At 68.5% G+C, this 23,880-nt stretch carries 21 protein-coding genes; 13 read left to right on the plus strand and 8 right to left on the minus strand.

From position 1 onward, the window contains the following. Positions 1-30: 30 nt before the first annotated feature. The gene (locus tag D3869_RS17710) at positions 31-2,031 is read right to left on the minus strand and encodes an acetyl-CoA carboxylase biotin carboxylase subunit (RefSeq protein ID WP_137141992.1); all 2,001 of its coding nucleotides are present in this window, start codon (positions 2,029-2,031) and stop codon (positions 31-33) included. Positions 2,032-2,054: 23 nt separating this feature from the next. Beyond that, entirely contained in the window at positions 2,055-3,587 is a 1,533-nt protein-coding gene (locus tag D3869_RS17715; RefSeq protein ID WP_137141242.1) for an acyl-CoA carboxylase subunit beta, read from the minus strand. 219 nt (positions 3,588-3,806) lie between these two features. Here D3869_RS17715 and D3869_RS17720 point away from each other — a divergent pair, with 219 nt between their 5' ends. The 3 genes from D3869_RS17720 (at position 3,807) to D3869_RS17730 (ending at position 7,202) form a co-directional block, all read left to right on the plus strand. Beyond that, positions 3,807-5,255 (plus strand): helix-turn-helix domain-containing protein, encoded by a 1,449-nt coding sequence (locus D3869_RS17720; RefSeq protein WP_137116513.1) that lies wholly within the window; start codon positions 3,807-3,809, stop codon positions 5,253-5,255. A gap of 60 nt (positions 5,256-5,315) precedes the next feature. Beyond that, positions 5,316-6,044 carry an aspartate/glutamate racemase family protein gene (locus D3869_RS17725; RefSeq protein WP_137141243.1) on the plus strand — a complete coding sequence of 243 codons (729 nt, stop codon included), beginning with the start codon at positions 5,316-5,318 and terminating at the stop codon, positions 6,042-6,044. Positions 6,045-6,125: 81 nt separating this feature from the next. Then, the gene (locus D3869_RS17730) at positions 6,126-7,202 is read left to right on the plus strand and encodes an IS5 family transposase (protein ID WP_137141134.1); all 1,077 of its coding nucleotides are present in this window, start codon (positions 6,126-6,128) and stop codon (positions 7,200-7,202) included. A 294-nt stretch (positions 7,203-7,496) separates the two neighbouring features. Here D3869_RS17730 and D3869_RS17735 read toward each other — a convergent pair whose 3' ends face one another. After that, the gene (locus tag D3869_RS17735) at positions 7,497-8,093 is read right to left on the minus strand and encodes a DUF2087 domain-containing protein (protein WP_137141244.1); all 597 of its coding nucleotides are present in this window, start codon (positions 8,091-8,093) and stop codon (positions 7,497-7,499) included. Positions 8,094-8,329: 236 nt separating this feature from the next. Continuing rightward, positions 8,330-9,043, minus strand: coding sequence for an IclR family transcriptional regulator (locus D3869_RS17740; RefSeq protein ID WP_137141245.1), 714 nt, complete (start codon positions 9,041-9,043; stop codon positions 8,330-8,332). A 226-nt stretch (positions 9,044-9,269) separates the two neighbouring features. On the opposite strand from D3869_RS17740, the gene D3869_RS17745 reads away from it, so the two are divergent. The 9 genes from D3869_RS17745 (at position 9,270) to D3869_RS17785 (ending at position 19,240) form a co-directional block, all read left to right on the plus strand. Further along, the gene (locus D3869_RS17745) at positions 9,270-10,748 is read left to right on the plus strand and encodes an aldehyde dehydrogenase (RefSeq protein WP_137118637.1); all 1,479 of its coding nucleotides are present in this window, start codon (positions 9,270-9,272) and stop codon (positions 10,746-10,748) included. Between the two features lie 38 nt (positions 10,749-10,786). Continuing rightward, on the plus strand, positions 10,787-11,614 hold the full coding sequence (locus tag D3869_RS17750; protein ID WP_137141246.1) for a citryl-CoA lyase: 828 nt from the start codon (positions 10,787-10,789) through the stop codon (positions 11,612-11,614). Beyond that, on the plus strand, positions 11,611-12,885 hold the full coding sequence (locus D3869_RS17755; protein WP_137141247.1) for a CaiB/BaiF CoA transferase family protein: 1,275 nt from the start codon (positions 11,611-11,613) through the stop codon (positions 12,883-12,885). Before D3869_RS17750 ends, D3869_RS17755 begins: the two co-directional genes overlap by 4 nt. A 27-nt stretch (positions 12,886-12,912) precedes the next feature. After that, complete coding sequence (locus D3869_RS17760; RefSeq protein WP_432613421.1) at positions 12,913-14,445, plus strand: FAD-dependent oxidoreductase; 1,533 nt, start codon at positions 12,913-12,915, stop codon at positions 14,443-14,445. A gap of 46 nt (positions 14,446-14,491) precedes the next feature. Then, the gene (locus tag D3869_RS17765; protein ID WP_432613422.1) at positions 14,492-15,721 is read left to right on the plus strand and encodes an ABC transporter substrate-binding protein; all 1,230 of its coding nucleotides are present in this window, start codon (positions 14,492-14,494) and stop codon (positions 15,719-15,721) included. Positions 15,722-15,828: 107 nt separating this feature from the next. Further along, a complete protein-coding gene (locus D3869_RS17770; RefSeq protein WP_247895913.1) occupies positions 15,829-16,623 on the plus strand; it encodes an ABC transporter ATP-binding protein in 795 nt (264 codons plus the stop codon). A gap of 4 nt (positions 16,624-16,627) precedes the next feature. Then, entirely contained in the window at positions 16,628-17,353 is a 726-nt protein-coding gene (locus tag D3869_RS17775) for an ABC transporter ATP-binding protein (protein ID WP_432613424.1), read from the plus strand. A gap of 18 nt (positions 17,354-17,371) precedes the next feature. Beyond that, on the plus strand, positions 17,372-18,259 hold the full coding sequence (locus D3869_RS17780; RefSeq protein WP_137141249.1) for a branched-chain amino acid ABC transporter permease: 888 nt from the start codon (positions 17,372-17,374) through the stop codon (positions 18,257-18,259). 45 nt (positions 18,260-18,304) lie between these two features. After that, a complete protein-coding gene (locus tag D3869_RS17785) occupies positions 18,305-19,240 on the plus strand; it encodes a branched-chain amino acid ABC transporter permease (RefSeq protein ID WP_247895924.1) in 936 nt (311 codons plus the stop codon). A 312-nt stretch (positions 19,241-19,552) separates the two neighbouring features. On the opposite strand, the gene D3869_RS17790 is transcribed toward D3869_RS17785, so the two are convergent. From D3869_RS17790 to D3869_RS17800, 3 genes are read right to left on the minus strand one after another with little or no spacing between them, the layout of a single operon-like run. Next, positions 19,553-20,587 carry a sensor histidine kinase gene (locus tag D3869_RS17790; RefSeq protein ID WP_137141251.1) on the minus strand — a complete coding sequence of 345 codons (1,035 nt, stop codon included), beginning with the start codon at positions 20,585-20,587 and terminating at the stop codon, positions 19,553-19,555. Continuing rightward, complete coding sequence (locus D3869_RS17795; protein WP_137141252.1) at positions 20,584-21,033, minus strand: response regulator; 450 nt, start codon at positions 21,031-21,033, stop codon at positions 20,584-20,586. Before D3869_RS17795 ends, D3869_RS17790 begins: the two co-directional genes overlap by 4 nt. Then, on the minus strand, positions 21,023-22,522 hold the full coding sequence (locus D3869_RS17800) for a sensor histidine kinase (protein ID WP_137141253.1): 1,500 nt from the start codon (positions 22,520-22,522) through the stop codon (positions 21,023-21,025). The genes D3869_RS17795 and D3869_RS17800 overlap by 11 nt, the downstream gene beginning before the upstream one ends. Positions 22,523-22,880: 358 nt before the next feature. On the opposite strand from D3869_RS17800, the gene D3869_RS17805 reads away from it, so the two are divergent. Next, a complete protein-coding gene (locus D3869_RS17805) occupies positions 22,881-23,375 on the plus strand; it encodes a hypothetical protein (protein WP_247895914.1) in 495 nt (164 codons plus the stop codon). A 57-nt stretch (positions 23,376-23,432) separates the two neighbouring features. On the opposite strand, the gene D3869_RS17810 is transcribed toward D3869_RS17805, so the two are convergent. After that, on the minus strand, positions 23,433-23,870 hold the full coding sequence (locus D3869_RS17810; protein WP_137141255.1) for a winged helix-turn-helix transcriptional regulator: 438 nt from the start codon (positions 23,868-23,870) through the stop codon (positions 23,433-23,435). Positions 23,871-23,880 lie beyond the last annotated feature (10 nt).

The following is a 23,880-nucleotide window of genomic DNA, read 5'->3' on the forward strand; positions in this document are numbered from 1 at the left end:
CCTTTCCCTATATGTCGGAGCCCGCTTGGCTCACGCGAACTCCAGGATCTTCTGATCGACCGCCAGGCTGGAGCCCGGCGTCGCGTGCACCTTGGACACCGTGCCATCCTGCGCCGCGCGCAGGATGTTTTCCATCTTCATCGCCTCGACCACGGCCAGCACCTCGCCGGCCTTGACCTCCTGCCCCTCGGTCACGGCGACCGAGACGAGCAGGCCGGGCATCGGCGACAGCAGGAACTTCGACATGTCCGGCGGCGCCTTCACCGGCATCAGCGCGTCGAGCCGCGCCGCGTTCGGCGTCAGCACCTTGACCAGCGCCTGGCTGCCGGAGTGGGACAGGCGGTAGCCGACGCCGACGCGGTCCACCTGGACGCAGACATGCGCGCCGTTCACCGTGCCGCGGAACAGCGGCTGGCCGAGCGTCCAGTCGCTCCACACCACATGGTGCCTGCCCTCGAAATCGACGGTGTAGCCAATGCGTTGCGGGCTGCCGTCCGTCGGGCGGACATGGACCGGGTGCTGCGTGCCGTCCATCACGACGACCCAGTCGTCGCGCACCCGGACCTTGTTGCCCGGCATCTTGCCGCTGATCTGGATGTCGCGGTCGTTCAGGCAGCGGTGGATCACCGCGGCGACGGCGATCAGCACCGCCGGATCGTCCGGCGGCAGGTCGGAGGCGTGGAAGCCGTTCGGGTATTCCTCGGCGATGAAATTGGTGGTCAGCCGGCCTTCGACGAAGCGCGGGTTGGCCATCAGCGAGGCGAGGAACGGGATGTTGTGGCTGACGCCGCGGATGTAATACTGGTCCAGCGCCTCGCGCATGCGGGCGATGGCGGCGTCGCGCGTCGACCCCCAGCTGCACAGCTTGGCGATCATGGGGTCGTAGAACATGGAGATCTCGCCGCCCTCGTAGACGCCGGTGTCCACGCGGACATGCGGGTCCTCCGACGGCGGACGGTAATGGGTCAGCCGGCCGGTGGAGGGCAGGAAGTTGCGGAACGGGTCCTCGGCGTAGACGCGGGACTCGATCGCCCAGCCGTGCAGGTGGATGTCTTCCTGGCGAAGCGTCAGCTTCTCGCCCGCCGCGACGCGGATCATCAGCTCGACGAGGTCGAGGCCGGTGACCAGCTCGGTGACCGGATGCTCCACCTGGAGGCGGGTATTCATCTCCAGGAAGTAGAAGTTGCGCTCGGCGTCGACGATGAACTCCACCGTGCCGGCGGACTTGTAGTCCACGGCGCGGGCCAGCGCCACGGCCTGCTCGCCCATCGCCTTGCGGGTCGCGGCGTCGAGGAAGGGCGACGGCGCCTCCTCGATGACCTTCTGGTGGCGGCGCTGGATCGAGCATTCGCGCTCGCCCAGATAGAGCGCCGTGCCCTGCCCGTCCGCCAGCACCTGGATCTCGATGTGGCGCGGCTGCTGGATGTACTTCTCGACGAAGACGCGATCGTCGGCGAAGGAGGAGCGCGCCTCGTTCTGGGCCGAGCGGAAGCCTTCGCGGGCCTCCTCGTCGTTCCAGGCCACGCGCATGCCCTTGCCGCCGCCGCCGGCCGACGCCTTGATCATCACCGGGTAGCCAATGTCGCGGGCGATGGTCACCGCCTCGCTGTCGTCGGCGATGACCCCCAGATAGCCGGGCACCGTGCTGACGCCCGCGGCTTTGGCCAGCTTCTTGGACTCGATCTTGTCGCCCATGGCCTGGATGGCGTGGGCGTCCGGGCCGATGAAGGCGATCCCGGCGGCGGCCAGCGCCTCCTGGAACTCGCGCTTCTCCGACAGGAAGCCGTAGCCGGGATGCACGGCCTGGGCGCCGGTCTTCTTGCAGGCGTCGACGATGCGGTCGATCAGCAGGTAGCTCTGCGCCGAGGGGGCGGCGCCGATGTGGACGGCCTCGTCGGCCATCTCGACGTGCAGGGCGTTCCTGTCGGCGTCCGAATAGACGGCGACCGTCTTGATGCCCAGGCGGCGCGCCGTGCGGATGACGCGGCAGGCGATCTCGCCGCGGTTCGCGATCAGGATCTTTGAGAACAGGGTCGTCATGGGGCGGCGCGCCTTCAGAGCGGGATGTTGTCGTGCTTGCGCCAGGGGTTCTGGAGCTGCTTGTTCTTCAGCATGGACAGCGCCTTGATGACGCGCCGGCGGGTGCCGTGCGGCATGATGACGTCGTCGATGTAGCCGCGCGACGCCGCCACGAACGGGTTGGCGAACTTCTGCCGGTACTCCTCGGTGCGCGCCTCGATCTTGGCGGTGTCGCCGATGTCGCCGCGGAAGATGATCTCCACGGCACCCTTCGGCCCCATCACCGCGATCTCCGCCGACGGCCAGGCGTAGTTGATGTCGCCGCGCAGATGCTTGGATGCCATCACGTCATAGGCGCCGCCGTAGGCCTTGCGCGTGATGACGGTGATCTTCGGCACGGTGGCCTCGGCGTAGGCGAACAGCAGCTTGGCGCCGTGCTTGATGATGCCGCCGTACTCCTGCGAGGTGCCGGGCATGAAGCCGGGGACGTCCACCAGGGTCAGGATCGGGATCTCGAAGGCGTCGCAGAAGCGCACGAAGCGCGCGGCCTTCTTGGAGCTGTCGATGTCCAGGCAGCCGGCCAGAACCATCGGCTGGTTGGCGACGATGCCGACCGTGCTGCCGTTCATGCGGCCGAAGCCGATGATGATGTTCTTGGCATAGTCCGGCTGAAGCTCGAAGAAGTCGCCCTCGTCGACCGTCTTGAGGATCAGCTCCTTCATGTCGTAGGGCTTGTTCGGGTTCTCCGGCACAAGCGTGTCGAGCGACAGGTCGTCGCGGTCGATCGGGTCGGTGCAGGGACGCTCCGGCGCCCGCTCGCGGTTGGAGGCCGGCAGGAAGTCGATGAAGCGGCGGAGCTGGAGCAGCGCCTCCACGTCGTTCTCGAAGGCCATGTCGGCGACGCCGGACTTGCTGGAATGGGTGATCGCCCCGCCCAGCTCCTCCGCCGTCACCACCTCGTGCGTGACCGTCTTCACCACGTCCGGGCCGGTCACGAACATGTAGGAGCTGTCCTTCACCATGAAGATGAAGTCGGTCATGGCCGGCGAATAGACCGCACCGCCGGCGCACGGCCCCATGATCAGGGAGATCTGTGGGATGACGCCCGAGGCGTTGACGTTGCGCTGGAACACCTCGGCGTAGCCGCCGAGCGAGGCCACGCCCTCCTGGATGCGGGCGCCGCCGGAATCGTTCAGGCCGATGACCGGCGCGCCGACCTTCATCGCCTGATCCATGATCTTGCAGATCTTCTCGGCGTGGGCTTCCGACAGCGAGCCGCCGAAGACGGTGAAGTCCTGGCTGAACACGAAGACGAGACGACCGTTGACCGTGCCGTGACCGGTGACCACGCCGTCGCCGGGAACCTTCTGGCCTTCCATGCCGAAGTCGTTGCAGCGGTGCTGCACGAACATGTCGAACTCCTCGAACGAGCCTTCGTCGAGGAAGAGTTCGATGCGCTCCCGCGCGGTCAGCTTGCCCTTGGCGTGCTGCCCGGCGACGCGCTTTTCGCCGCCGCCCAGCCGCGCACCGGAGCGCATGGCGTCCAACTTGGCCAGAATTTCTTGCATCAGGCGTTTCCCACTTTGGCGAGCGGCGGAGAACCTTGCGAACCTTGTGGCAGCGGTCCCCTCACCGGAACGCCTGGATTATTCACAAGATTTGCAACAGGGCAATTGGCCGGGCGGGAAAAATGTGCGAAGTTGCGAACATCTTTGCAAACGCAGCGCGCGGTTTGCCAAGATTGCAAATATGCACTTCGGCATAATCTTCGGGTGATAGGCGGGTCCATGCAGAAGCTCTTCCTCGGCTACAAGCTCCGCCGCCTGCGCGAACAGCGCGGGCTGACCCAGGCGGCGCTGGCCAAGACGCTGGACCTGTCGCCGAGCTACCTGAACCAGATCGAGAACAACCAGCGCCCGCTGACCCTGCCGGTGCTGCTGAAGATCTCCGCCGTGTTCGAGGTGGACCTGTCCAACTTCGTCGAGGACGAGGACAGCCGTCTCGTCGCCGACCTGCGCGAGGCCCTGGCCGACCCGCTGTTCGCCGGGGCGCCGCTGACCAACGCCGAACTGCGCAGCGCCGTCGGCTCAAGCCCGGAACTGGCCCGCCGCGTCCTGAGCCTGCATCAGGCCTACCAGAAGCTTCACGAGCGGGTGCAGTCGCTGGCCGACAGCCTGTCGAACCAGGAGCCGAGCGACGCCTTCGCCGGACCGCAGTTCCCCTACGAGGAGGTCCGCGACTATTTCCACTACTGCAACAACTACATCGGCCCGCTGGACGAGGCGGCGGAAAAGCTGTGGGACACGGAGAAGATCCATTCCGGCGCCCTGCTGAACGAGCTGGCCGCCTATTTGAAGCGGCGGCATGACGTGCGGGTGAAGATCGTCGCTGACGATGGCGAGACGGCCATGCGCAGCTACGACGGCAGCACCGGCACGCTGCGCCTGTCCGCCCTGCTGAACGGCCCCAGCCGCGCCTTCCACATGGCCCACCAGATCGCCCTGCTCGGCTTCGGCGACGTGATCGAGGATCTGGTCGCCCAGGCGAAGTTCTCAAGCGAGGACGCGCAGTCGATCTGCCGGGTCGGGCTTGCGAACTACTTCGCGGGGGCGCTGGTCCTGCCCTACCGCGCCTTCGCCGCCCAGGCCCGCGCGCTGCGCCACGACGTGGAGCAGTTGCAGAGCCGCTTCGGCGCCAGCTTCGAGCAGGTCTGCCACCGGCTGTCCACCCTGCAGCGGCCGGGGGCGCGCGGCCTGCCCTTCTACTTCGTGCGGGTCGACATGGCCGGCAACATCACCAAGCGCCATTCCGCGACGCGCTTCCACTTCGCGCGCTTCGGCGGCGCCTGCCCGCTGTGGAACGTGCACGAGGCCTTCGCCCAGCCCGGCAAGATCCTGGTGCAGTTCGCCACCATGCCCGACCGCACCACCTACATCGGCATCGCCCGCACCGTGACCAAGCGCGGCGGCGCCTATCTGAAGCCGTCGCGCCAGTTCGCCGTCGGGCTCGGCTGCGAGGCGACCCACGCCAACGAGATCGTCTACGCCGCCGGCATCGACACCTCCAACGAGGCCGCCGCCGTGCCCATCGGCGTGAACTGCCGAATCTGCGAGCGCACCGACTGCCAGCAGCGCGCCTTCCCGCCCATCGGCAGCCAGCTGTCGGTGGACGAGCACCACCGCAGCTTCGTCCCCTACCTGTTCACCCAGGAGGGGCGGACCGTGGAGAAGGCCTGAACGGTTGGCGATCCGCTGCAGCCGCTCTATCATCCGCGGCCCAACCGATAGGATCACGACATGACGACGCCCACCGCCCGGCCCCTGCCCCAGAAGACCATCGGCGTCCTCGGCGGCATGAGCAACCAGGCCACCGCCGAGTACTACCGCTTGCTGAACGACGGGCTGAACGCCCGGCTCGGCGGCTGGGACAACGGCGAGATCGTCATCGTCAGCGTCAATTTCGGCAACATCGAGCATTTCGTCCGCCGGAACGAATGGGACGCCGCGCAGAGCTACCTGACCGGAAAGGTGGACGCGCTGGAACGTGCCGGGGCCGACGTGATCCTGTGCGTATCCAACACCTTGCACCGCGTTGTGGAGCCGATCATGGCCGGGCGCGCCACCCCCTTCATCCACATCGCCGACCCGACCGGCGCGGCGATGCGGGCCGCCGGCCTGTCCCGGGTGGCGCTGCTCGGCACCATGCCGACGATGCTCTCCGAGGACCTGCGCCGCCGCTATGAGGACCGCTTCGGCGTCGAGATCATGGTGCCGTCCGACGCCGACAAGGCGACGGTCGACCGCATCATCTTCGACGAGCTGGTGCGGCGCGACCTGCGCCCGGAGTCCAAGGCCCAATACCTGGAGATCATCGACCGGATGGCCGCCGACGGGGCGCAGGGGGTGATCCTCGGCTGCACGGAGATCTTCCTGCTGGTCGATCAGGCCGACCGGCCGGATGTCCCCATGTTCAACACGACGGCGCTCCACGCCGACGCCGCGGTGGCCTTCGCGCTGGGCGACTAACAGGGTGCGGAAAAAGGGCTGTGCACGGGCGGTTGGTCGTGATTCTTTTCGGTTGAGAAGAACGCGACCGACGAGGGGACGATGCGGGGTTCGGACGAACGCAGCGAGGGTCTGTTCAGCTACGTGAGCTGCGAGGCGCGGGTTCCAGCCAACCACCCGCTGCGAGCGATCCGGGCCATCGTGGACGAGGCGCTGGAGGTGATGTCGCCGGCGTTCGAGGGGCTGTACTCCAAGATCGGGCGCCCCTCGATCCCGCCGGAGAAGCTGCTGCGGGCGCTGCTGCTCCAGGCCTTCTACTCGGTGCGCTCGGAACGCCAGTTGATGGAGCAGCTCGATTACAACCTGCTGTTCCGCTGGTTCGTCGGCCTGTCCATGGACGCCCCGGTGTGGGACGTCACCGTGTTCACCAAGAACCGCGAGCGTCTTCTGGCCGGCGATGTGGCGGCCAAGTTCCTGGCGACCGTGCTGGGTCAGCCGAAGGTCAAGGCGCTGCTGTCGGACGAGCATTTCTCGGTGGACGGCACGCTGATCGAAGCCTGGGCGTCGGTGAAGAGCTTCCGGCCCAAAGACGGCAGCGGCGAGCCGCCGGGGCCGGGGCGCAACGGCGAGCGCGACTTCCATGGCGAGAAGCGGTCCAACGAGACGCATGCCTCGACCAGCGATCCCGAGGCGCGGCTCTACCGCAAGGGCAACGGCCAGCCGGCGAAGCTGGCCTTCATGGGCCACGCGCTGATGGAGAACCGCCACGCCCTGGTGGTGGACGTGCGGCTCACCGCGGCCAGCGGCCTGGCCGAACGTGCGGCGGCGGTGGCCATGATCGAGGCCATCCCCGGCCGCCACCGCATCACGGTCGGCGCTGACAAGGCCTACGACACCAAGGATTTCGTGGCGGACATGCGCGACTTGGGCGTGGCTCCGCATGTTGCCCGAAATACCAGCAACCGCCGCTCGGCGATCGACGGCCGGACCACCCGCCATCCCGGCTACGCCGTCAGCCTGCGGGTCCGCAAGCGGATCGAAGAGGTCTTTGGCTGGATCAAGGGAGCCGGCTTGCGCAAGACGCGCCATTGCGGAGCAGCCCGTGTCGGTTGGATGTTCACCCTAACCGCCACCGCTTACAACCTGATCCGCCTGCCCAAGCTGCTGGCTGCGGCATAATCACGCCCGCAATCCGCCTGAACGGCGGTTCTGGGAGCCTCGGAGCGAGGAAAAACGCTCCGTCCCGACCAAATCGCCCGCTGAAACCCGCATTCTCAGCCTCAGCGGAGGAAAAAGGCCGGAATATGTTCGTTTTTCCGCACCCTGCTAAAGCGGATTGCAATCCGCTTTGGACCGCGACGGCGGTCCCGGCCGCGCGTGCGGCCGAAGCCCGCCGGCGAGTGAGGCGATGTGAATCTAAAGCGAACGGACGTTCGCTTTAGACCACCGCCGCCCCGCCGGGGACGCGGCGCTTCAGGACGGCGCCCGTCCGGCGACGGGCGCCGCCTTCAGGCGGCGGATCATGGCGAGCGCCTCCGGCGGCGGCCGGCGCTCGACGCGCCGGTAGACACGCCCGTCGCGCGTCCGGTCGAGCAGGCCGAAGTCGCACAGCTCCCGACGCAGCAGGACATGGTCGCCGAACCGGTTGGCGCCGCGCAGCACGTCGTTCACCTCGCCCTCGCTCATCGCCCGGCCGGCGTCGATCCGCGACCACAGGACCCACAGGCACAGATCGCGCTCGCTCCGCTTCGGCGGCCAGCGCAGCAGCGCGCCGGCGGCATCGAAGCAACGGGCCACCTTCAGGACCCGGACCGCATCGACCGGTGGCGGCGCGTCCACCACCACGCCGGGAGGGTCCTGCGCCGTGATTTGCTCCACCGTCTGGGCCTGGGTCTGGACCTGGGCCTGGCCCCGGAAATGCTGAAAGTTCCGGCAGCCGACCGCCTTGGCCAGCATGTTGAGCCATTCGACATGGCCGGGCGGCTCGGTCCGGTTGGCGAGTTGCGCGCGCAGCGAGCGCGCAAGCGCGGAAATATCGCCCGCGCTGTAGGGCAGCGGCGTTCTGGACATGAAATCATCCTCACAACGCGCCAATCCGCGAAGGGATGTCGGTGGTCGCCAGCTTCCGACGCGGCACGCGATGAGGTGTCGGTCGAGTGGGTGTCGTGGCAGGTTTAGCTCCCCGGAACGGGGCGGCGACGCCTTGGTGAACTGCCGACCAGGATCGCTTTCTACTGCAAGGCGGCGGCGCTGGCAAGCCACCATGGTAGAGCGGCGCCCCCCGGCTCCGTCCGCAAGGCGAAGCCTCAGCTCGGGTAATGCCCGCCCAGGGTCTCCGACAGCCGATGGCCGGCCGCCAGCAACAGGGGCACCATCACCGCCACGCGCTCCTCGGTGAAGCGGGTCAGCGGCCCCGACAGGGTCAGGGCGCCGACCAGCCCCTCCCGCTGGGAGAAGACCGGAACGGCGGCGGCCCCGGTCTCGGACTCCCGCTCGCCGAAGGACAGCAGAGGCAGGGCGGCGAAGTCCTCCGCCGACACCGTCCCGGAGAAGCGGAGGAGCACATGGCCGGCGGCGCCGCGATCCAGGGGCAGGCGGTCGCCCTCATGGACGTGGTCGCGGATCGCCTGCGTCGAATCCTCACGGAACGCGCAGATCCGCCACGCCCCTTCGCGCCGGAAGAAGGACGCGCTTTCCCCGCTCTCGCGCATCAGCTGGCGCAGCACCGGCCGGACATGGTCCTCCAGGCGCAGGGAGCGCTGGTAGAGCCCGCCCAGCCGCATCAGTTCCGGGCCGAGCCGGTAGGACTTGTCCTGGTGGCGGACGAGATAGCCGGCCTTCTCCAGGGACACGGTCAGCCGCAGGATGGTGCTTTTGTAGAGCCCGGTCCGCGCCGCGATCTCCTTCAGGCTGAGCGCGTGGTCGCCTGCCTGGAAGCAGCCGACGATGCTCAGCGCCCGGTCGACCGCCTCCACCCCGCCGGCGGAGGCCGTGGTCGTCTTGGGCTTTTCGTCGGTCATAGCGCATCCTTTATTGGCGGCCCGGCATCGGCAGCCTTGCTTTGGCAACCTCGGCCGTCGGCAGGCCTTAGCGTGCATTTTTCCCCGACACAACCCTCGGACGTCAAGGATGGCCGCCGCTGAAAAATGTGGGTGGGCGAACGGTTCGTGGTTGACGCATTTGGTACGCCTATGTTCTCTTAGATGAAACGTAGTTCTATCTAACAGAACTTTTGCGAGGCGAAGGGTGGAACGCTACAGGCTGTTCATCGATGGGGACTGGTGCGATCCGGTGTCCAACGAGTGGTTCGAATCGACGGAGCCCTATTCGGGGCGGGCGTGGGCGGAGATTCCGCGCGGGACGCAGGGCGATGCCGATCGCGCGATCGAAGCGGCGCACCGCGCCTTCCTGGCGCCGGAATGGGCCGGTCTGACGGCGACCCAGCGCGGCGCCCTGCTGCGCCGGCTGGCCGAGCTGATCGAGCGCAACGTCGACCGGCTGGGCGCCATCGAGCAGCGCGACAACGGCAAGCTGATGGCCGAGGTCAGCGGGCAGGTGCGCAACGTCGCCCAGTGGTTCCACTACTACGCCGGCCTCGCCGACAAGGTTCAGGGCGCCGTCGTGCCGATCAACAAGGCCGACGTCTTCAACTACGTGAAGTACGAGCCGCTCGGCGTCGTCGTCGCCATCACGCCGTGGAACTCGCCGCTGGCGCTGACCACCTGGAAGATGGCGCCGGCGCTGGCCGCCGGGAACACCATCGTCATCAAGCCGTCGGAATACACCTCCGCCTCCATCCTGGAACTGGCGAAGCTGGCCCACGAGGCGGGCTTCCCGCGCGGCGTCGTCAACGTCGTCACCGGCTTCGGCGGCGAGGTCGGCGAGCCGCTGGTCCGCCACCGCCTGACCGCCAAGGTCGCCTTCACCGGCGGCGACATCGGCGGCCAGCGCGTCAACGAGGCGGCGGCGCCGGGCCTGAAGAAGGTGACGCTGGAACTGGGCGGCAAGTCGCCGAACATCGTCTTCGACGACGCCGACCTCGACCAGGCGGTGAAGGGTGCCATCTCCGGCGTGTTCGGCGCGTCGGGCCAGACCTGCATGGCCGGCTCGCGCCTGCTGGTGCAGCGGACCATCCACGACGCCTTCGTGGAGAAGCTGGTCGCGGCGGCGGGCGAGGCGCGCATCGGCGATCCGTCGAAGATGGAGACGCAGATCGGCCCCATCGCCACCCGCGCGCAGTGGGAGAAGATCCTGCGGATGATCGAGATGGCCAAGGCGGAGGGCGCGGTCTGTGCGCTCGGCGGTCACGCCCTGTCGGGACCGGAGTACGGCCAGGGGCAGTTCGTGGCGCCGACCATCTTCACCGGCGTCCGCAACGACATGCGCATCGCCCAGGAGGAGGTGTTCGGCCCGGTCCTCTGCGTCATCCCCTTCGAGGACGAGGAGGACGCGCTGCGCATCGCCAACGACGTCGAGTTCGGTCTGGCGGCGGGCGTGTGGACGCGCGACCTGCACCGCGCGATGCATTGTGTGGACCGGCTGCGCGCCGGGACGGTGTGGGTGAACAACTACCGCTCCACCAGCTTCACCACGCCCTTCGGCGGCTACAAGCGCTCCGGCCTCGGCCGCGAGGGCGGCGTGGAGGCGATCAAGGAGTATCTCCAGACCAAGAGCGTCTGGATCACCACCAAGCCCAACCGCGCCAACCCCTTCGTGCTCGGCTGAGGCCGGGCCTGCAGGGGCCTTGCCCCGGGAGCATTCCCATGTCCGAAGCGACCATCGATACCGCCGCCGGCTGGTGGCGGACGTCGATCATCGACATCCATCCAGGTTCGATCCGGGTGCGCGGCTACGCCATCGAGGAGCTGATCGGCACGATCGGCTTTCCCGACATGGTCTGGCTGATGCTGCGCGGCGACCTGCCGACGCCGGCGCAGGGCCGTCTGCTGGGCGCCGCGCTGGTCGCGGCGGTGGACCACGGGCCTCAGGCGCCGTCCATCGCCACGGCCCGCATGGCCGCCACCTGCGGCGTCGGGCTGAACAACGCCATGGCCTCCGGCATCAACGCGCTGGGCGACGTCCATGGCGGCGCCGGCCAGCAATGCATGGAGCTGTACGCGGCCATCGCCGCCCGCATGGCGGAGGGTGCCACCCTGGCCGCGGCGGCGGACGCCGAGATCGCCGCCCGGCTGGAGCGGCGCGAGCACATCCCCGGCTTCGGCCACCGCTTCCACCCCGTCGATCCCCGCGCCGGCCGCCTGCTGGCCCTGGTGGAGGAGGCTGCGGGCGAGGGGGCGGTGACCGGACAGGCGGCCGCCATCGGCCGCGCCGTCGAGGACGCGCTGGCCGCGCGCAAGGGCAAGCGCGTGCCGATGAACATCGACGGCGCCACCGCCGTGGTGTTCGCCGACCTCGGCTTTCCGCCGGGGCTCGGCCGCGGGCTGTTCGTGCTGTCCCGCTCGGTCGGCATCCTGGCGCACGCCTGGGAACAGTCGCAGCAGGGCGGCCGGATCAAGGGCCCGATGCCGCCGTCCATCCCCTACCGCTACAACGGCGCCGCGCCGCGCCCGGTGCCGGGAGGCGGCGCATGACCGGCCCGTCCGCCGACACCCCGCTGCCCCTGGCCGGCGTCAAGGTGCTCGACTTCGGCCACACGGTGATGGGGCCGTCCTGCGCCATGATCCTCGCCGACCTCGGCGCCGACGTGGTGAAGATCGAGCCGGTGCCCAACGGCGAGCCCACCCGCCATCTGAAGGGCTTCGGCACCGGCTATTTCGGCTATTTCAACCGCAACAAGCGCTCGGTCGCCGTCGACCTGAAGTCGCCGGAGGGCCGCGAGATCGCCCGCCGCCTCGTCGCCGAGACCGACGTGCTGGTGGAGAATTTCGCCCCCGGCACGATGGACCGGCTGGGGCTGGGCGCCGAGACGCTGGCCGGCGTCAATCCGCGCCTGATCTACGCCAGCCTGAAGGGCTTCCTCGATGGCCCCTACGCCGGGCGCCTCGCGCTCGACGAGGTGGTGCAGATGATGACCGGGCTCGCCTACATGACCGGGCCGAGCGGCCGGCCGCTGCGCGCCGGCACGTCGGTGGTCGACATCACCGGCGGCATGTTCGCGGTCATCGCCATCCTGGTGGCGCTGCGCGAGCGCGAGCGGACCGGCCGGGGACAAACGGTCGAATCCGCGCTTTTCGAGACCACGGTGTTCCTGATGGGGCAGCATCTCTGCTACGCCGCCCAGTCGGACGCGCCGATCCCGCCCATGCCGGAGCGCGTGTCGGCCTGGGCGGTCTACGAGACCTTCCACACCGCCGACGGGCGGCCGATCTTCGTCGGCATCACCACTGACAGCCATTGGGAGCGCTTCTGCGCCACCATCGACCGGCCGGACCTGCGCGACGATCCGCAGTTCCGCACCAACAACGACCGCATCGCCGCCCGGCCGCGTCTGCTGCCGCTGCTGACGGCGCTGTTCGGCGGCCTGTCGATGGAGGAGGCGGTGTCGGTGTGCGAGCGCGCCCGCATTCCCTTCGCCCCGATCGCCCGGCCGGAGGATCTGTTCGACGACCCGCATCTGCGGGCGACCGGCGGGCTGATGCCGACCACTTTGCCCAACGGAGTGCGGACCGCGCTGCCGCGGCTGCCGATCCATGTGGCGGACGCGGATCTGGCGATCCGCCGCGATCCGCCGCGCGTGGGCCAGGACACGCGCGCCGTGCTGGCCGAAGCCGGCTACGACCCGGCGGCGGTCGAGCGGCTGGTTGAGGCCGGGGTCATCGTGGCCGATGGCACCACCAACGGCACCACCAACGGCACCACCGACCGTGCACCGGGCAAGAATCAGAAACGCCTCGCCGGATGAAGCGGGACAGGTCAGGAGACAAATGAAATGACGGAGGAAACCAGGATGAGCCCGGCCGGCAACAACACCGACAACAACACCGCCAGCGACAACGAAATCAGCGATCTGGTGATCGTCGGCTGCGGCATCGCCGGGCTTTCGGCGGCGGTGACGGCGCTGCAGGCCGGCCTCTCGGTCACCCTGCTGGAGCGGGCGCCGGAGGAGGATTTCGGCGGCAACTCGCGCTGGACCGAAGCCTACATGCGGATGAAGAACGATTCCGAGGTCGCCGACGATTTCGAGGAGCATTTCGCCGCCAACGCCGGGCTGAACATCGACCCCAACGTGCTGGCCGCCGCCGCCGAGCCCTACGAGTATTGGCCCGATTACGTGAAGGCGCACCCCTTCCCCGATCCGGAAGTGATCGCCCGCTTCGCCGAGCGGGTGCCGCCGACCATCGGCTGGCTGAAGGAGTTCGGCCTGCGCTTCGAGCCGCAGCCGATCTATCTGCTGACCCAGAACACCCAGCGCATCGCCGCCCAGGGCGGCGGCCTCGCCCTGATCGAGCGGCTGATGGCCGAGGCGAAGGCGCTCGGCGCCCGCGTTCTCTACCGCACCACCGCGCTCGACCTGCTGCGCGACGGGCAGGGCCGCATCGGCGGCGTCCACGCCACCGGGCCGGACGGCCTGCGCGTCGCCATCCGCGGTCGCTCGACGGTCCTGGCCTCGGGCGGCTATCAGGGCAACACCGAGATGATGACCCGCTACATGGGGGCGCGCGCCAAGCATGTGCGGCCGGTGGCGCGCGGCGGCTACTACAACCGCGGCGAGGGCATCCGCATGGCGCTCGACGCCGGGGCGGCGCCGGCCGGCGATTTCGGCTCCTACCACGCCGAGCCGGTCGATCCGCGCTCCCGCCAGCCCGAGGCGGTGATCTTCATCTGGCCCTACGGCGTGCTGGTCAACAAGCGGGGCGAGCGCTTCCTCGACGAGGCGCCGGGCACCGCCGACGCCACCTACGACCACATCACGCGCGTCGTCGCCGACCAGCCGGACGGGCTCGCCTACGTCCTGTTCGACGATCAGGTGGAGGACATCCCGCGCTGGCGCACCAGCATCCGCAGCGACGTGCCGGCCATCGAGGCGCCAACGCTCGACGCCCTGATCGAGAAGCTCGGCCTGCCGGCGGACGCCACCAGGGCGACGGTCGCCGCCTACAACGCCGCCTGCCCGTCCGACGCCGCCGGTTTCGACCCGACGCGGGTGGACGGTCTGGCGACGACCGGGCTGACCCCGCCCAAGACCAACTGGGCGCGCCCGCTGGTCAAGGGGCCGTTCCGTGCCTTCCCCATCGTCTCGGCCAACTGCTTCACTTTCGGCGGGCTGAAGGTGGACGTGGACGCCCGCGTTCTGGACGGCAACGGCCAGCCGATGCCCGGCCTCTACGCGGCGGGCGAGACCGTCGGCCTCTACCACCAGGTCTACACCGGCTCGACCTCGGTCCTGCGCGGCGCCGTGTTCGGCCGGCTCGCGGCCCAGCACGCCGCCCAGAGCATGGCCGAACCCCGGAACGCCGGCTGACCATCATGAGAAAATCTCGGGTCCAAAGATTCATTGGGAGGAAATCGTGAAGCGCTACGCCGTGACGGCGGCCATCGCCGCCTGCCTGCTCGCCCAGACCTATTCCGCACCGGCCCACGCCCAGGGCGCCGCCTACAGCGACGGCAAGATCAAGATCGGCATCCTGACCGATCTGTCGGGCCAGCTCTCCGACAGCACCGGACAGGGATCGATCGCCGCCGCGCAGATGGCGGTGGAGGATTTCGGCGGCGCCGTCAACGGCACGCCCGTCGAGCTGATCTTCGCCGACCATCAGAACAAGGCCGACATCGGCGCTTCGACGGCGCGGCGCTGGTACGACGTCGATCAGGTGGACGCCATCATCGACGTCCCGAACTCCGCGGTGGCGCTGGCCGTGCAGCAGATCACCAAGGAGGCCAACCGCGTCGCCATCTTCTCCTCCCCGGCCAGTTCGGACCTGACCGGCAAGGCCTGCACACCGAACGGGCTGCATTGGACCTACGACACCTACGCCCTCGCCCACGTGACGGCCGAGGCGGTGGTGGCCTCGGGCCTGAGCAGCTGGTTCTTCCTGACCTCCGACTACGCCTTCGGCCATGCGCTGGAGCGTGACACCGGCGCCGTCGTCGAAAGCCAGAAGGGCAAGGTCCTGGGCAGCGTCCGGGTGCCCGCCAACAACGCCGACTTCTCGTCCTTCCTGCTCCAAGCCCAGGCGTCGCCGGCGAAGGTCGTGGCGCTCGCCACCGCCGGGGCCGACACCCAGAACGCGATCAAGCAGGCGGCGGAGTTCGGGCTCGGCCAGTCGGGCAAGAACATCGTGGCGCTGCTGCTCGCCATCAGCGAAGTCCACGCGCTGGGCCTGCCGGCAACCCAGGACATCATGCTGACCACCCCCTTCTACTGGGACATGAATGACGAGACGCGCGCCTTCTCCAAGCGCTTCTTCGAGAAGCGCAAGGCGATGCCGACCTTCTATCAGGCCGGCGTCTACGGTGCCGTCAGCCATTACCTGAAGGCGATCAAGGCCGCCGGAACGGACGCCGCCCCCGACGTCATGAAGACGATGAAGGCGACCCCGGTGAACGATTTCATGACCAAGAACGGCTCGGTGCGCGAGGACGGCCGGGTGCTGCGCGACATGCATCTGTTCCAGGTCAAGACCCCTGCGGAATCCAAGGCGCCGTGGGATTATTACAAGCTGGTCCGCAGCGTTCCCGCCGACCGCGCCTTCCGCCCGCTGTCGGAAAGCGACTGCCCGCTCGTCAAGAAGATGTAAGGCGAAACACGCCGTCGGGGCGCGGCGCTTCTGCGCCGCGGCCCCGGCGGCGTCGCGCCCCTTGCGCAGACGGCGCGAGGCCGGCTCATCACCGGGAAAGGACAGACATGACCACCGGACACACGGCAAGCAGCCACATGACCGGGCACACCGGCGACATCATCCTGGAAGCGCGTGGCCTGACGATGGAGTTCAAGGGCTTCATCGCGGTGAAGGAGGTGAACCTCCAGGTTTGCCGCGGCACCATCCACGCGCTGATCGGCCCCAACGGCGCCGGCAAGAGCACGGTCTTCAACCTGCTGACCAAGTTCCTGACACCGACGCGCGGCCAGATCCTCTACAAGGGGCGCGACATCACCGCCATGAAGCCCGCCGACGTGGCGCTGCTCGGCATGGTGCGCTCCTTCCAGATCTCCGCCGTCTTCCCGCACCTCAGCGTGCTGGAGAACGTCCGCGTCGCGCTGCAGCGGCCGCGCGGCACCAGCTTCCATTTCTGGAAGCCGGAGGCCAGCCTGTACGACCTGCACGCCCGCGCCGAGGAGCTGATCGAGGCGGTGAACCTGACCCCCTGGGCCGGCCACACCGCCGCCGAGCTGCCCTACGGCCGCAAGCGCGCACTGGAGATCGCCACCACGCTGGCGCTCGACCCGGAGGTGATGCTGCTCGACGAGCCGCTGGCCGGCATGGGCCACGAGGACATTGAAGGCACCGCCGCGCTGATCAAGCGCGTGTCGGCCGACCGCACCATCCTGATGGTGGAGCACAACCTGTCGGTCGTCGCCCACCTGTCGGACACCATCACCGTGCTCCGCCGCGGCGAGATCCTGGCCGAGGGCGCATACGACGTCGTATCGCGCAACCCGCAGGTCATGGAAGCCTACATGGGAACCGGACATGCCTGACGGGATGCGCAAGACGACCGCCGGGACTGGAACGGCGATGCTCGGGATCGCCGATCTGCACGGCTTCTATGGCGAGAGCCACGTGCTGCACGGCGTCAGCATCGAGGTGCGGCAGGGGGAGGTGGTGACCCTGCTCGGCCGCAACGGCGCCGGCAAGACCTCCACCATGCGCGCCATCATGGGCATCATGGGCAAGCGCACCGGCTCGATCCGCTTCCAGGGCAAGGAGCTGATCGGCATGGCGCAGCACAGGATACCCCGCCTCGGCATCGGCTACGTGCCGGAGGAGCGCGGCATCTTTTCCTCGCTCAGCGTGGACGAGAACCTGATGCTGCCGCCGGTGGTGAAGTCCGGCGGCATGACCGTGCCGCAGATCTACGAGCTGTTCCCCAACCTGCAGGGCCGCGGCACCACCCAGGGCACACGCCTGTCGGGCGGCGAGCAGCAGATGCTGGCCATCGCGCGCATCCTGCGCACCGGCGCCGACCTGATCCTGCTCGACGAGCCGACCGAGGGTCTCGCCCCCGTCATCATCGAGCAGATCGGGGTGGCGGTGCGGGCGCTGAAGCAACGCGGCTTCACCATCGTGCTGGTGGAGCAGAATTTCCGCTTCGCCGCGACCATCGCCGACCGCCATTACGTGATGGAGGAAGGCCATGTCGTGGACATGATCCCCAACGACCAGCTCCACGCCAACATGGACAAGCTCCACACCTATCTCGGCGTGTGAGCGGGAGAAGAACGCCCGATGTCCCAACTGCTCGGCATTCCGCCGCAGGCCCTGTTCGGCCAGCTTCTGCTCGGCCTGATCAACGGCTCCTTCTACGCGTTGCTCAGCCTCGGGCTGGCCGTGATCTTCGGCATGCTCAACGTCGTCAACATGGCGCACGGCGCCCTGTACATGGTCGGCGCCTTCGTGGCGTGGCTGCTGCTGACCTACGCCGGTGTCGGCTACTGGGGGGCGCTGGTTCTGGCGCCGCTGGCGGTCGGGCTGGTCGGACTGGCGCTGGAACGCACGCTGCTGCGCCGGCTCTACAAGGTCGATCATCTCTACGGCCTGCTGCTGACCTTCGGCCTCGCGCTCATCTTCGAGGGCGCCTTCCGCCATCACTATGGCGTGTCGGGACAGCCCTACCCGATCCCGGACCTGCTGCGGGGCGGCACCAACCTCGGCTTCATGTATCTGCCGACCTACCGCGGCTGGGTGGTGGCGGCCTCGCTGCTGGTCTGCCTGGGCACGTGGTTCGCCATCGAGCGGACCAGGCTGGGCGCCTATCTGCGGGCGGCCACCGAGAACCCGACCCTGGTCCAGGCCTTCGGCATCAACGTGCCGGTGATGGTGTCGCTGACCTACGGCTTCGGGGTGGCGCTGGCCGGTCTGGCCGGGGTGCTGGCGGCACCGATCTATCAGGTCTCGCCGATGATGGGGTCGAACCTGATCATCGTCGTCTTCGCGGTGGTGGTGATCGGCGGCATGGGCTCGATCCTCGGCGCCATCGTCACCGGACTGGGGTTGGGGCTGCTGGAGGGGCTGACCAAGGTCTTCTACCCGGAAGCCTCCAACATCGTCGTCTTCGTCATCATGGCTGTGGTGCTGATGGTCAAGCCCGCCGGCCTGTTCGGGCGGGAGAGATAAGCCATGAGCCTGCAAACCAGGGACACGCTGCACGAAGGCCTCGCCATGCGCGGCGGCTCGCCGAAAATCCTGCTGACCGGAGCCCTGCTGCTTCTGGCGGTCCTGGCGCCCTACGCCCTGTACCCGGTCTTCCTGATGAAGGTGCTGTGCTTCGCGCTGTTCGCCTGCGCCTTCAACCTGCTGATCGGCTTCGCCGGGCTGCTGAGCTTCGGCCACGCCGCCTTCTTCGGTGGGGCGGCCTACGTCGCCGCCCATGTGGTCAAGGAATGGGGCTGGTCGCCCGAGGCCGGGCTGCTCACCGCCACCGCGGCGGCCGGGGGGATGGGGCTGGTCTTCGGCCTACTCGCCATCCGCCGGCAGGGCATCTACTTCGCCATGATCACGCTGGCGCTGAGCCAGATGATCTTCTTCCTGGCCCTGCAACTGCCCTTCACCCATGGCGAGGACGGCATCCAGGCGGTGCCGCGCGGGCATCTGTTCGGGCTGTTCGACCTCAGCCAGCCGCTGACGATGTACTACACGGTGCTGGCGATCTTCCTCGGCGGCTTCGCCCTGATCTGGCGCGCGGTGCATTCGCCCTTCGGTCAAGTGCTGAAGGCGATCCGCGAGAACGAGCCGCGCGCCGTGTCGCTCGGCTACCGGACGGAGCGCTACAAGCTGCTGGCCTTCGTGCTGTCGGCGAGCCTCGCCGGACTGGCCGGCGGGACCAAGGCGCTGGTGTTCCAGCTCGCCTCGCTGACCGACGTGACGTGGCAGATGTCCGGCGAGGTGGTGCTGATGACGCTGCTCGGCGGCATGGGCACGCTGCTCGGCCCGGTGGTGGGGGCGGCCATCGTCGTCACGCTGGAAAGCTATCTGGCGGCCACCAGCCTGCCGGTCCCGGTGGTGATCGGTGCCATCTTCGTCGTCTGCGTGCTGGTCTTCCGCCGCGGCATCGTGGGTGAGTTGCTGCATCGCCTGCCCGGAAAGGGGAAACGCTGACGCCCCGCCTGGACGGACGTCATCTGCCGCTGCGCCACTCGATTTCCGGCGCTCTGGTCGGCGCGCCGGTGGTCACGGCGCTCCTGCTGCGCAAACGCTAAAGCGAACTTCCGTTCGCTTTAGACTCACATCGCCTCACTTGCCGGCGGGCTTCGGCCGCATGTGCGGCCGGGACCGCCGTCGCGATCCAAAGCGGATTGCAATCCGCTTTAGGTCGACGACAATCCCCATCCGGCGGCCGAGCGCCACGGGCTGGAGACGTCGGACGGCAACGCCCTGTACACCGTGTGGCGGACGAGGCGCTGGACGCCGTCACGGCAGCGGCATCGTCAACGTCACCCAGGTGCCGGCCTGCCGACGGTCGTAGGTCAACCGCGCTCCCAGGCTGTTCGCCATCGCCTGGACGATCCGGGTGCCAAGGCCGGTTCCCCGCGGGGCGTCGTCGCGGGAGAAGCCGACACCGTCGTCCTCCACGCTCACCGACAGGGCCCCATCGGCGGCCGTGGCCCGGACGCGGACGCTGCCGGTCCGGCCGTCCGGATAGGCGTATTTGCAGGCGTTGGTGACCAGCTCGGTCACGATGACCGCCAGGGACACGGCCTGATCGGTCGGCACCGACACGGCGTCGGCGATGACGGTGAAACGGTCTGGGCGCCGGGAGGCCATCGCGGTGTGCATCCCGGCGAGAAGCGTTTCCAGATAGAGGTCGATGCGGACGGAGCGCACGTCGTCGGAGGTGTAGAGGCTTCGGTGGATGCCGGCGATGGCGATGATCCGCGCCTGGGTCTCCCCCAGCGCGGCGCGGGCCTCGGGGTCGGACAGGTCCGATCGCTGCATCTGTATGAAGGCGCCCACCAGGGCCAGACTGTTGGCGACGCGGTGGTTGACCTCGCGCAGCAGAAGCTCCGCACGGTCCCGCGCGGCGCGCACCTCCCGCTCCGCGCGTTCCCGTTCCCGGCGCAGATGGGCCTTCTCGCGGGCCTGCTCGATGGCCGCCACCAGCAGGTCGAAGAAGCCTTCACCGGCCTCCTTGGGGACGTAGTCGTCCGCGCCGGCCTTCAGCGCCGCGACGGCCACCCGCGTGTCGCCGGCGCCGGTGACGTAGACGACCGGCGGCGCGTCCTCGCGCGACAGCAGGTCGGGGAGAATGTCCAGCCCGTTCGCCCCCGGCATCTCGTGATCCAAGCCGACCACCGCGATGCCGCCCCGCTCCAGCCGCTCCAACCCCTCCCGACCGTCCTTGGCGCACTCGACGGCGTAGCCGCGCCTCTCGAGCTTCCGTTGCACCAGCCGCGCCATGACGACGTCGTCGTCGATGTAGAGGATGCGGACGGCCGGCTCGGTCATGCCTCCGCCTCCGGAATCTGCATGACGGAAAAGAGCAGTTCCAATTTCCGGATCGCCGCGGCGAAGCCATCGTAGTTCACCGGCTTGGTGACGTAGACATTGGCCCCGATGTCGTAGCAGCGCCGGATCTCCTGCCGATCGTCGGTGGTCGTCAGCACCACGACGGGAAAGCGCCGGGTGTGGGGATTGGCCTTGAGCCTCGCCAGGATATCGATCCCCGTCATGTCGGGAAGGTTCAAGTCCAGGAGGATCAGAAGCACCCGCCCCATGCTGGCCCGCCCGCTTCCGTCCGGACCGAACAGGTAGGCGAGCGCGCTCGTGCCGTCGGCGAAGGGAAGGATGTCGTTGGTGACGCCGGTCCGCCGGATGTTCTTCTCGATCAGCCGGGCATGCCCTTCGTCGTCCTCAATCATGACGATGCGCACCGGCTCACTGTCACGCGCCATGAGCGAGCGTCTCCGATGACAGGGCTAGGACTCCAGGAAGGCTTATGCGAAAGACGCTGCCCTGTCCAGGAACCGATTCGACGGTGACCTCACCCTGCAGGCGCCGGACCAGCGTCCGGACATAGGCCAGCCCGATCCCCTCCCCGGGCCGATCCTGCACGCCGGACCGGCGGAACAGCTCGAAGATGCGCTCGTGATCCTGCGAAGCGATTCCGCGCCCGTTGTCGGCGACCTCGAAGACCAGGCGGTCCCCCTCGGCCCGCCCGCGGATGGCGATCCGCCCCGTCCTTGCCGGATCGAGATACTTGATCGCGTTGTCGAGCAGGTTTCCGAACACCTGCTCCAGGGCGAGCCGATCCGCCACCAGGACCGGCAGGGGGCTTTCGATGTCGATGGCGCAGCGCTGCTCGCCCGCCTGATGACGGAGGCTGGAGACCACATTTTCCAGCAGGGCCTGCATGGAGACAGGCTCCGGGATCAGCACCCGTCCGCCCTGGCGCGCCAGGGCGAGGATGGCGTTGATCAGCCGGTCCATCTTCGCCGTCGAGGCGCGGATAAAGCCGATGGCCTCCGGCAGGTCCTCCTCCACCGCCCGACGCGCCTCCGACGCCACGGCGTCGCCGTCGTTTCGCAGCAGGCGGGCGAAATGGGCGCGCACGCTCTCCAGCCCCGCCTCGAACTCGCCGGTGAAGCCCATCACGTTCACCAGCGGCGCGCGCAGGTCGTGGCTGACGATGTAGGCGAAGCGCTGGATCTCGCCGTTGGCCCGCTGCAGCTCCATCGTGCGCTCGCAGACGCGCTGTTCCAGGGAATCGTTGAGCGCCCGGATCGCGTGCTGCGCCCGCATGAGGTCGCGCGTGTAGCGGAACGCGATCCAGACGGCGCCGCCGACGACCAGCACGATGAACAGGCCGCCCAGATTGGCCACCCAGCCCGACGCTCTGGCCTGCCCGATCAGGGCGGCGAGCTGGGTGTCGAGCTGCGCGTCGGCGGGGGTGATCAGGTCGGCGAGCGAGCGTCTGGCGTCGTCCATCAGCATCATGCCGCGGTCGGTGCGCACGATGGCCAGCGCCTCGTCCCGGCGTCCGGCCTCCATCAGCGCGATGGTCTGGGCCAACTCCTCCTGCTTGGCGGCGGCGAGGACGGCGAGGCGGTCGACGATGCGCAACTCACCGGCACTTCCGTCGCCAAGGTCGCGCAGCCGGGCGATCGTTGCGTCGACCGCGGTGATGGCGGCCTCGTAGGGCTTGAGATAGTGGCGGTCTTCGGTGAGCAGATACCCACGCTGACCGATCTCGGCGTCCTGCAACTGGCTGAGCAGCGTCCCGGCGGCGACCCGCAAGGCGGTGGTACGGCCGACGGACCGTGAAAACTGCCGCGTGCTTTCGGCCAGCCACCCCGACATCGCGACGATTCCCAGGAGGGTCAACGCAGCGGCGAGCAGCATCAGAAGGGCACGCCGGGTGACGGTGGCGCTGAACGTGTGCATCGCGGACGACCGACCGCAGCGGGATGAGGTGGATTCCTATAGCAAGTCGACGCGTTCCTGGCAATTTCAGCCGCACCTGAACGTTGCCGATTGCCCGGCTTCACGACCGGACCGGGCAGTTTGTGCCCATAGGCAGAGTCCGACCAAGCGAAAGGCGAGCGCATCGGCGTCAAGCTTGTCCGAAAGACACCCCATGGAAGCCCGTTGCCGCGGTGCGCGGCGCCGCGCGGTCATGGCACAACCTTTGCTACTCCCCGGCGGCACGTGGCTGGAGCCACGAACCGCAGTGGAGGGGAACGTGCAAGTCCTTGGGTACCATGGGGCCGCTGGCCAGACCGTCGTCTCGGATCGCGGCAGGATGCCAAGCGCCGGCCAAACCGCGGATTCGCCCGATTTCTCGGATCTGTTGTCGGCAAACGCCTCCCCATCGCCAACCCCCATGGCGGCGCCCGCCTCGGCCGAGCGGGCCGAGAGCGGCGCGATTGCCCGCATGCAGGAGGAACTGGCCGCATACAAGCGCGAACGGGACAAGGTCGTCCGGAACCGGACGAGCGACCCGCCGGCGTTTCAGATGGCGCTGCCCGTCAACGACCGCGGCTACATGCCCTACGTGACGGCCGACCAGCAGAAGCTGATGGACCGCATCACCGACTCCTATCTTGGCCGGCCGCAGCACGAGATGGAGAGGATGTGGGACGAGCTGAGGGCTAACGGCCTGACGCCGGAGCAGCTCGCGCGCACCGCGGCCTATTTCGTCAATCTCGACGGCGAGGTCGTCAGCCGGGCCGTGGCGACCGGAGGCCAGCGAACCGCCCAGCAGGGCAGCACCGCCTGGACGGCATCGAGCGTCTGAGGACGCAGCCCAGGCGGGACTCCGGCCGGAGGAGCCGACGTTCGTGGCCGGCACCGGCTACGTGGCGCCGGTCTCCGGCTTTTGCGCATCGCCTTCCCCGCCCTCCAGGATGAGTTGCGACCGGAGGTCGGCGGGCGCCCCCTCCGCCCAGATCAGCAGGGCGTCAAGAGCCGGGCACAGGGACTGGCCCCATTCCGTGAGATGATACTCGACCTTCGGCGGAACCTGATGGTGAACGATGCGCCCGACCACGCCGTCGCTCTCGAGCTGGCGAAGCTGCTGGATCAGCATCTTCTGGGAAATGCCGGGGATGGCCCGCTCAAGATCGGAGAAGCGTCGCACCTGACCGCCGAACAGCTGGAACAGGATCACGAGCTTCCACCGGCCTTCCAGGACGCGGAGCACGTTCTGCACGCTCTGGGCCGCCGACCCCGCCGTGTAGGAGGCACGCTTACCTTCCGGTAAGTACCTTACTTTTTCGTCGGTTCTTGTCATCTGGAAAGCC

The sequence above is a fragment of the Azospirillum brasilense genome (assembly GCF_005222205.1).
Taxonomy (GTDB): Bacteria; Pseudomonadota; Alphaproteobacteria; order Azospirillales; family Azospirillaceae; genus Azospirillum; species Azospirillum brasilense_G.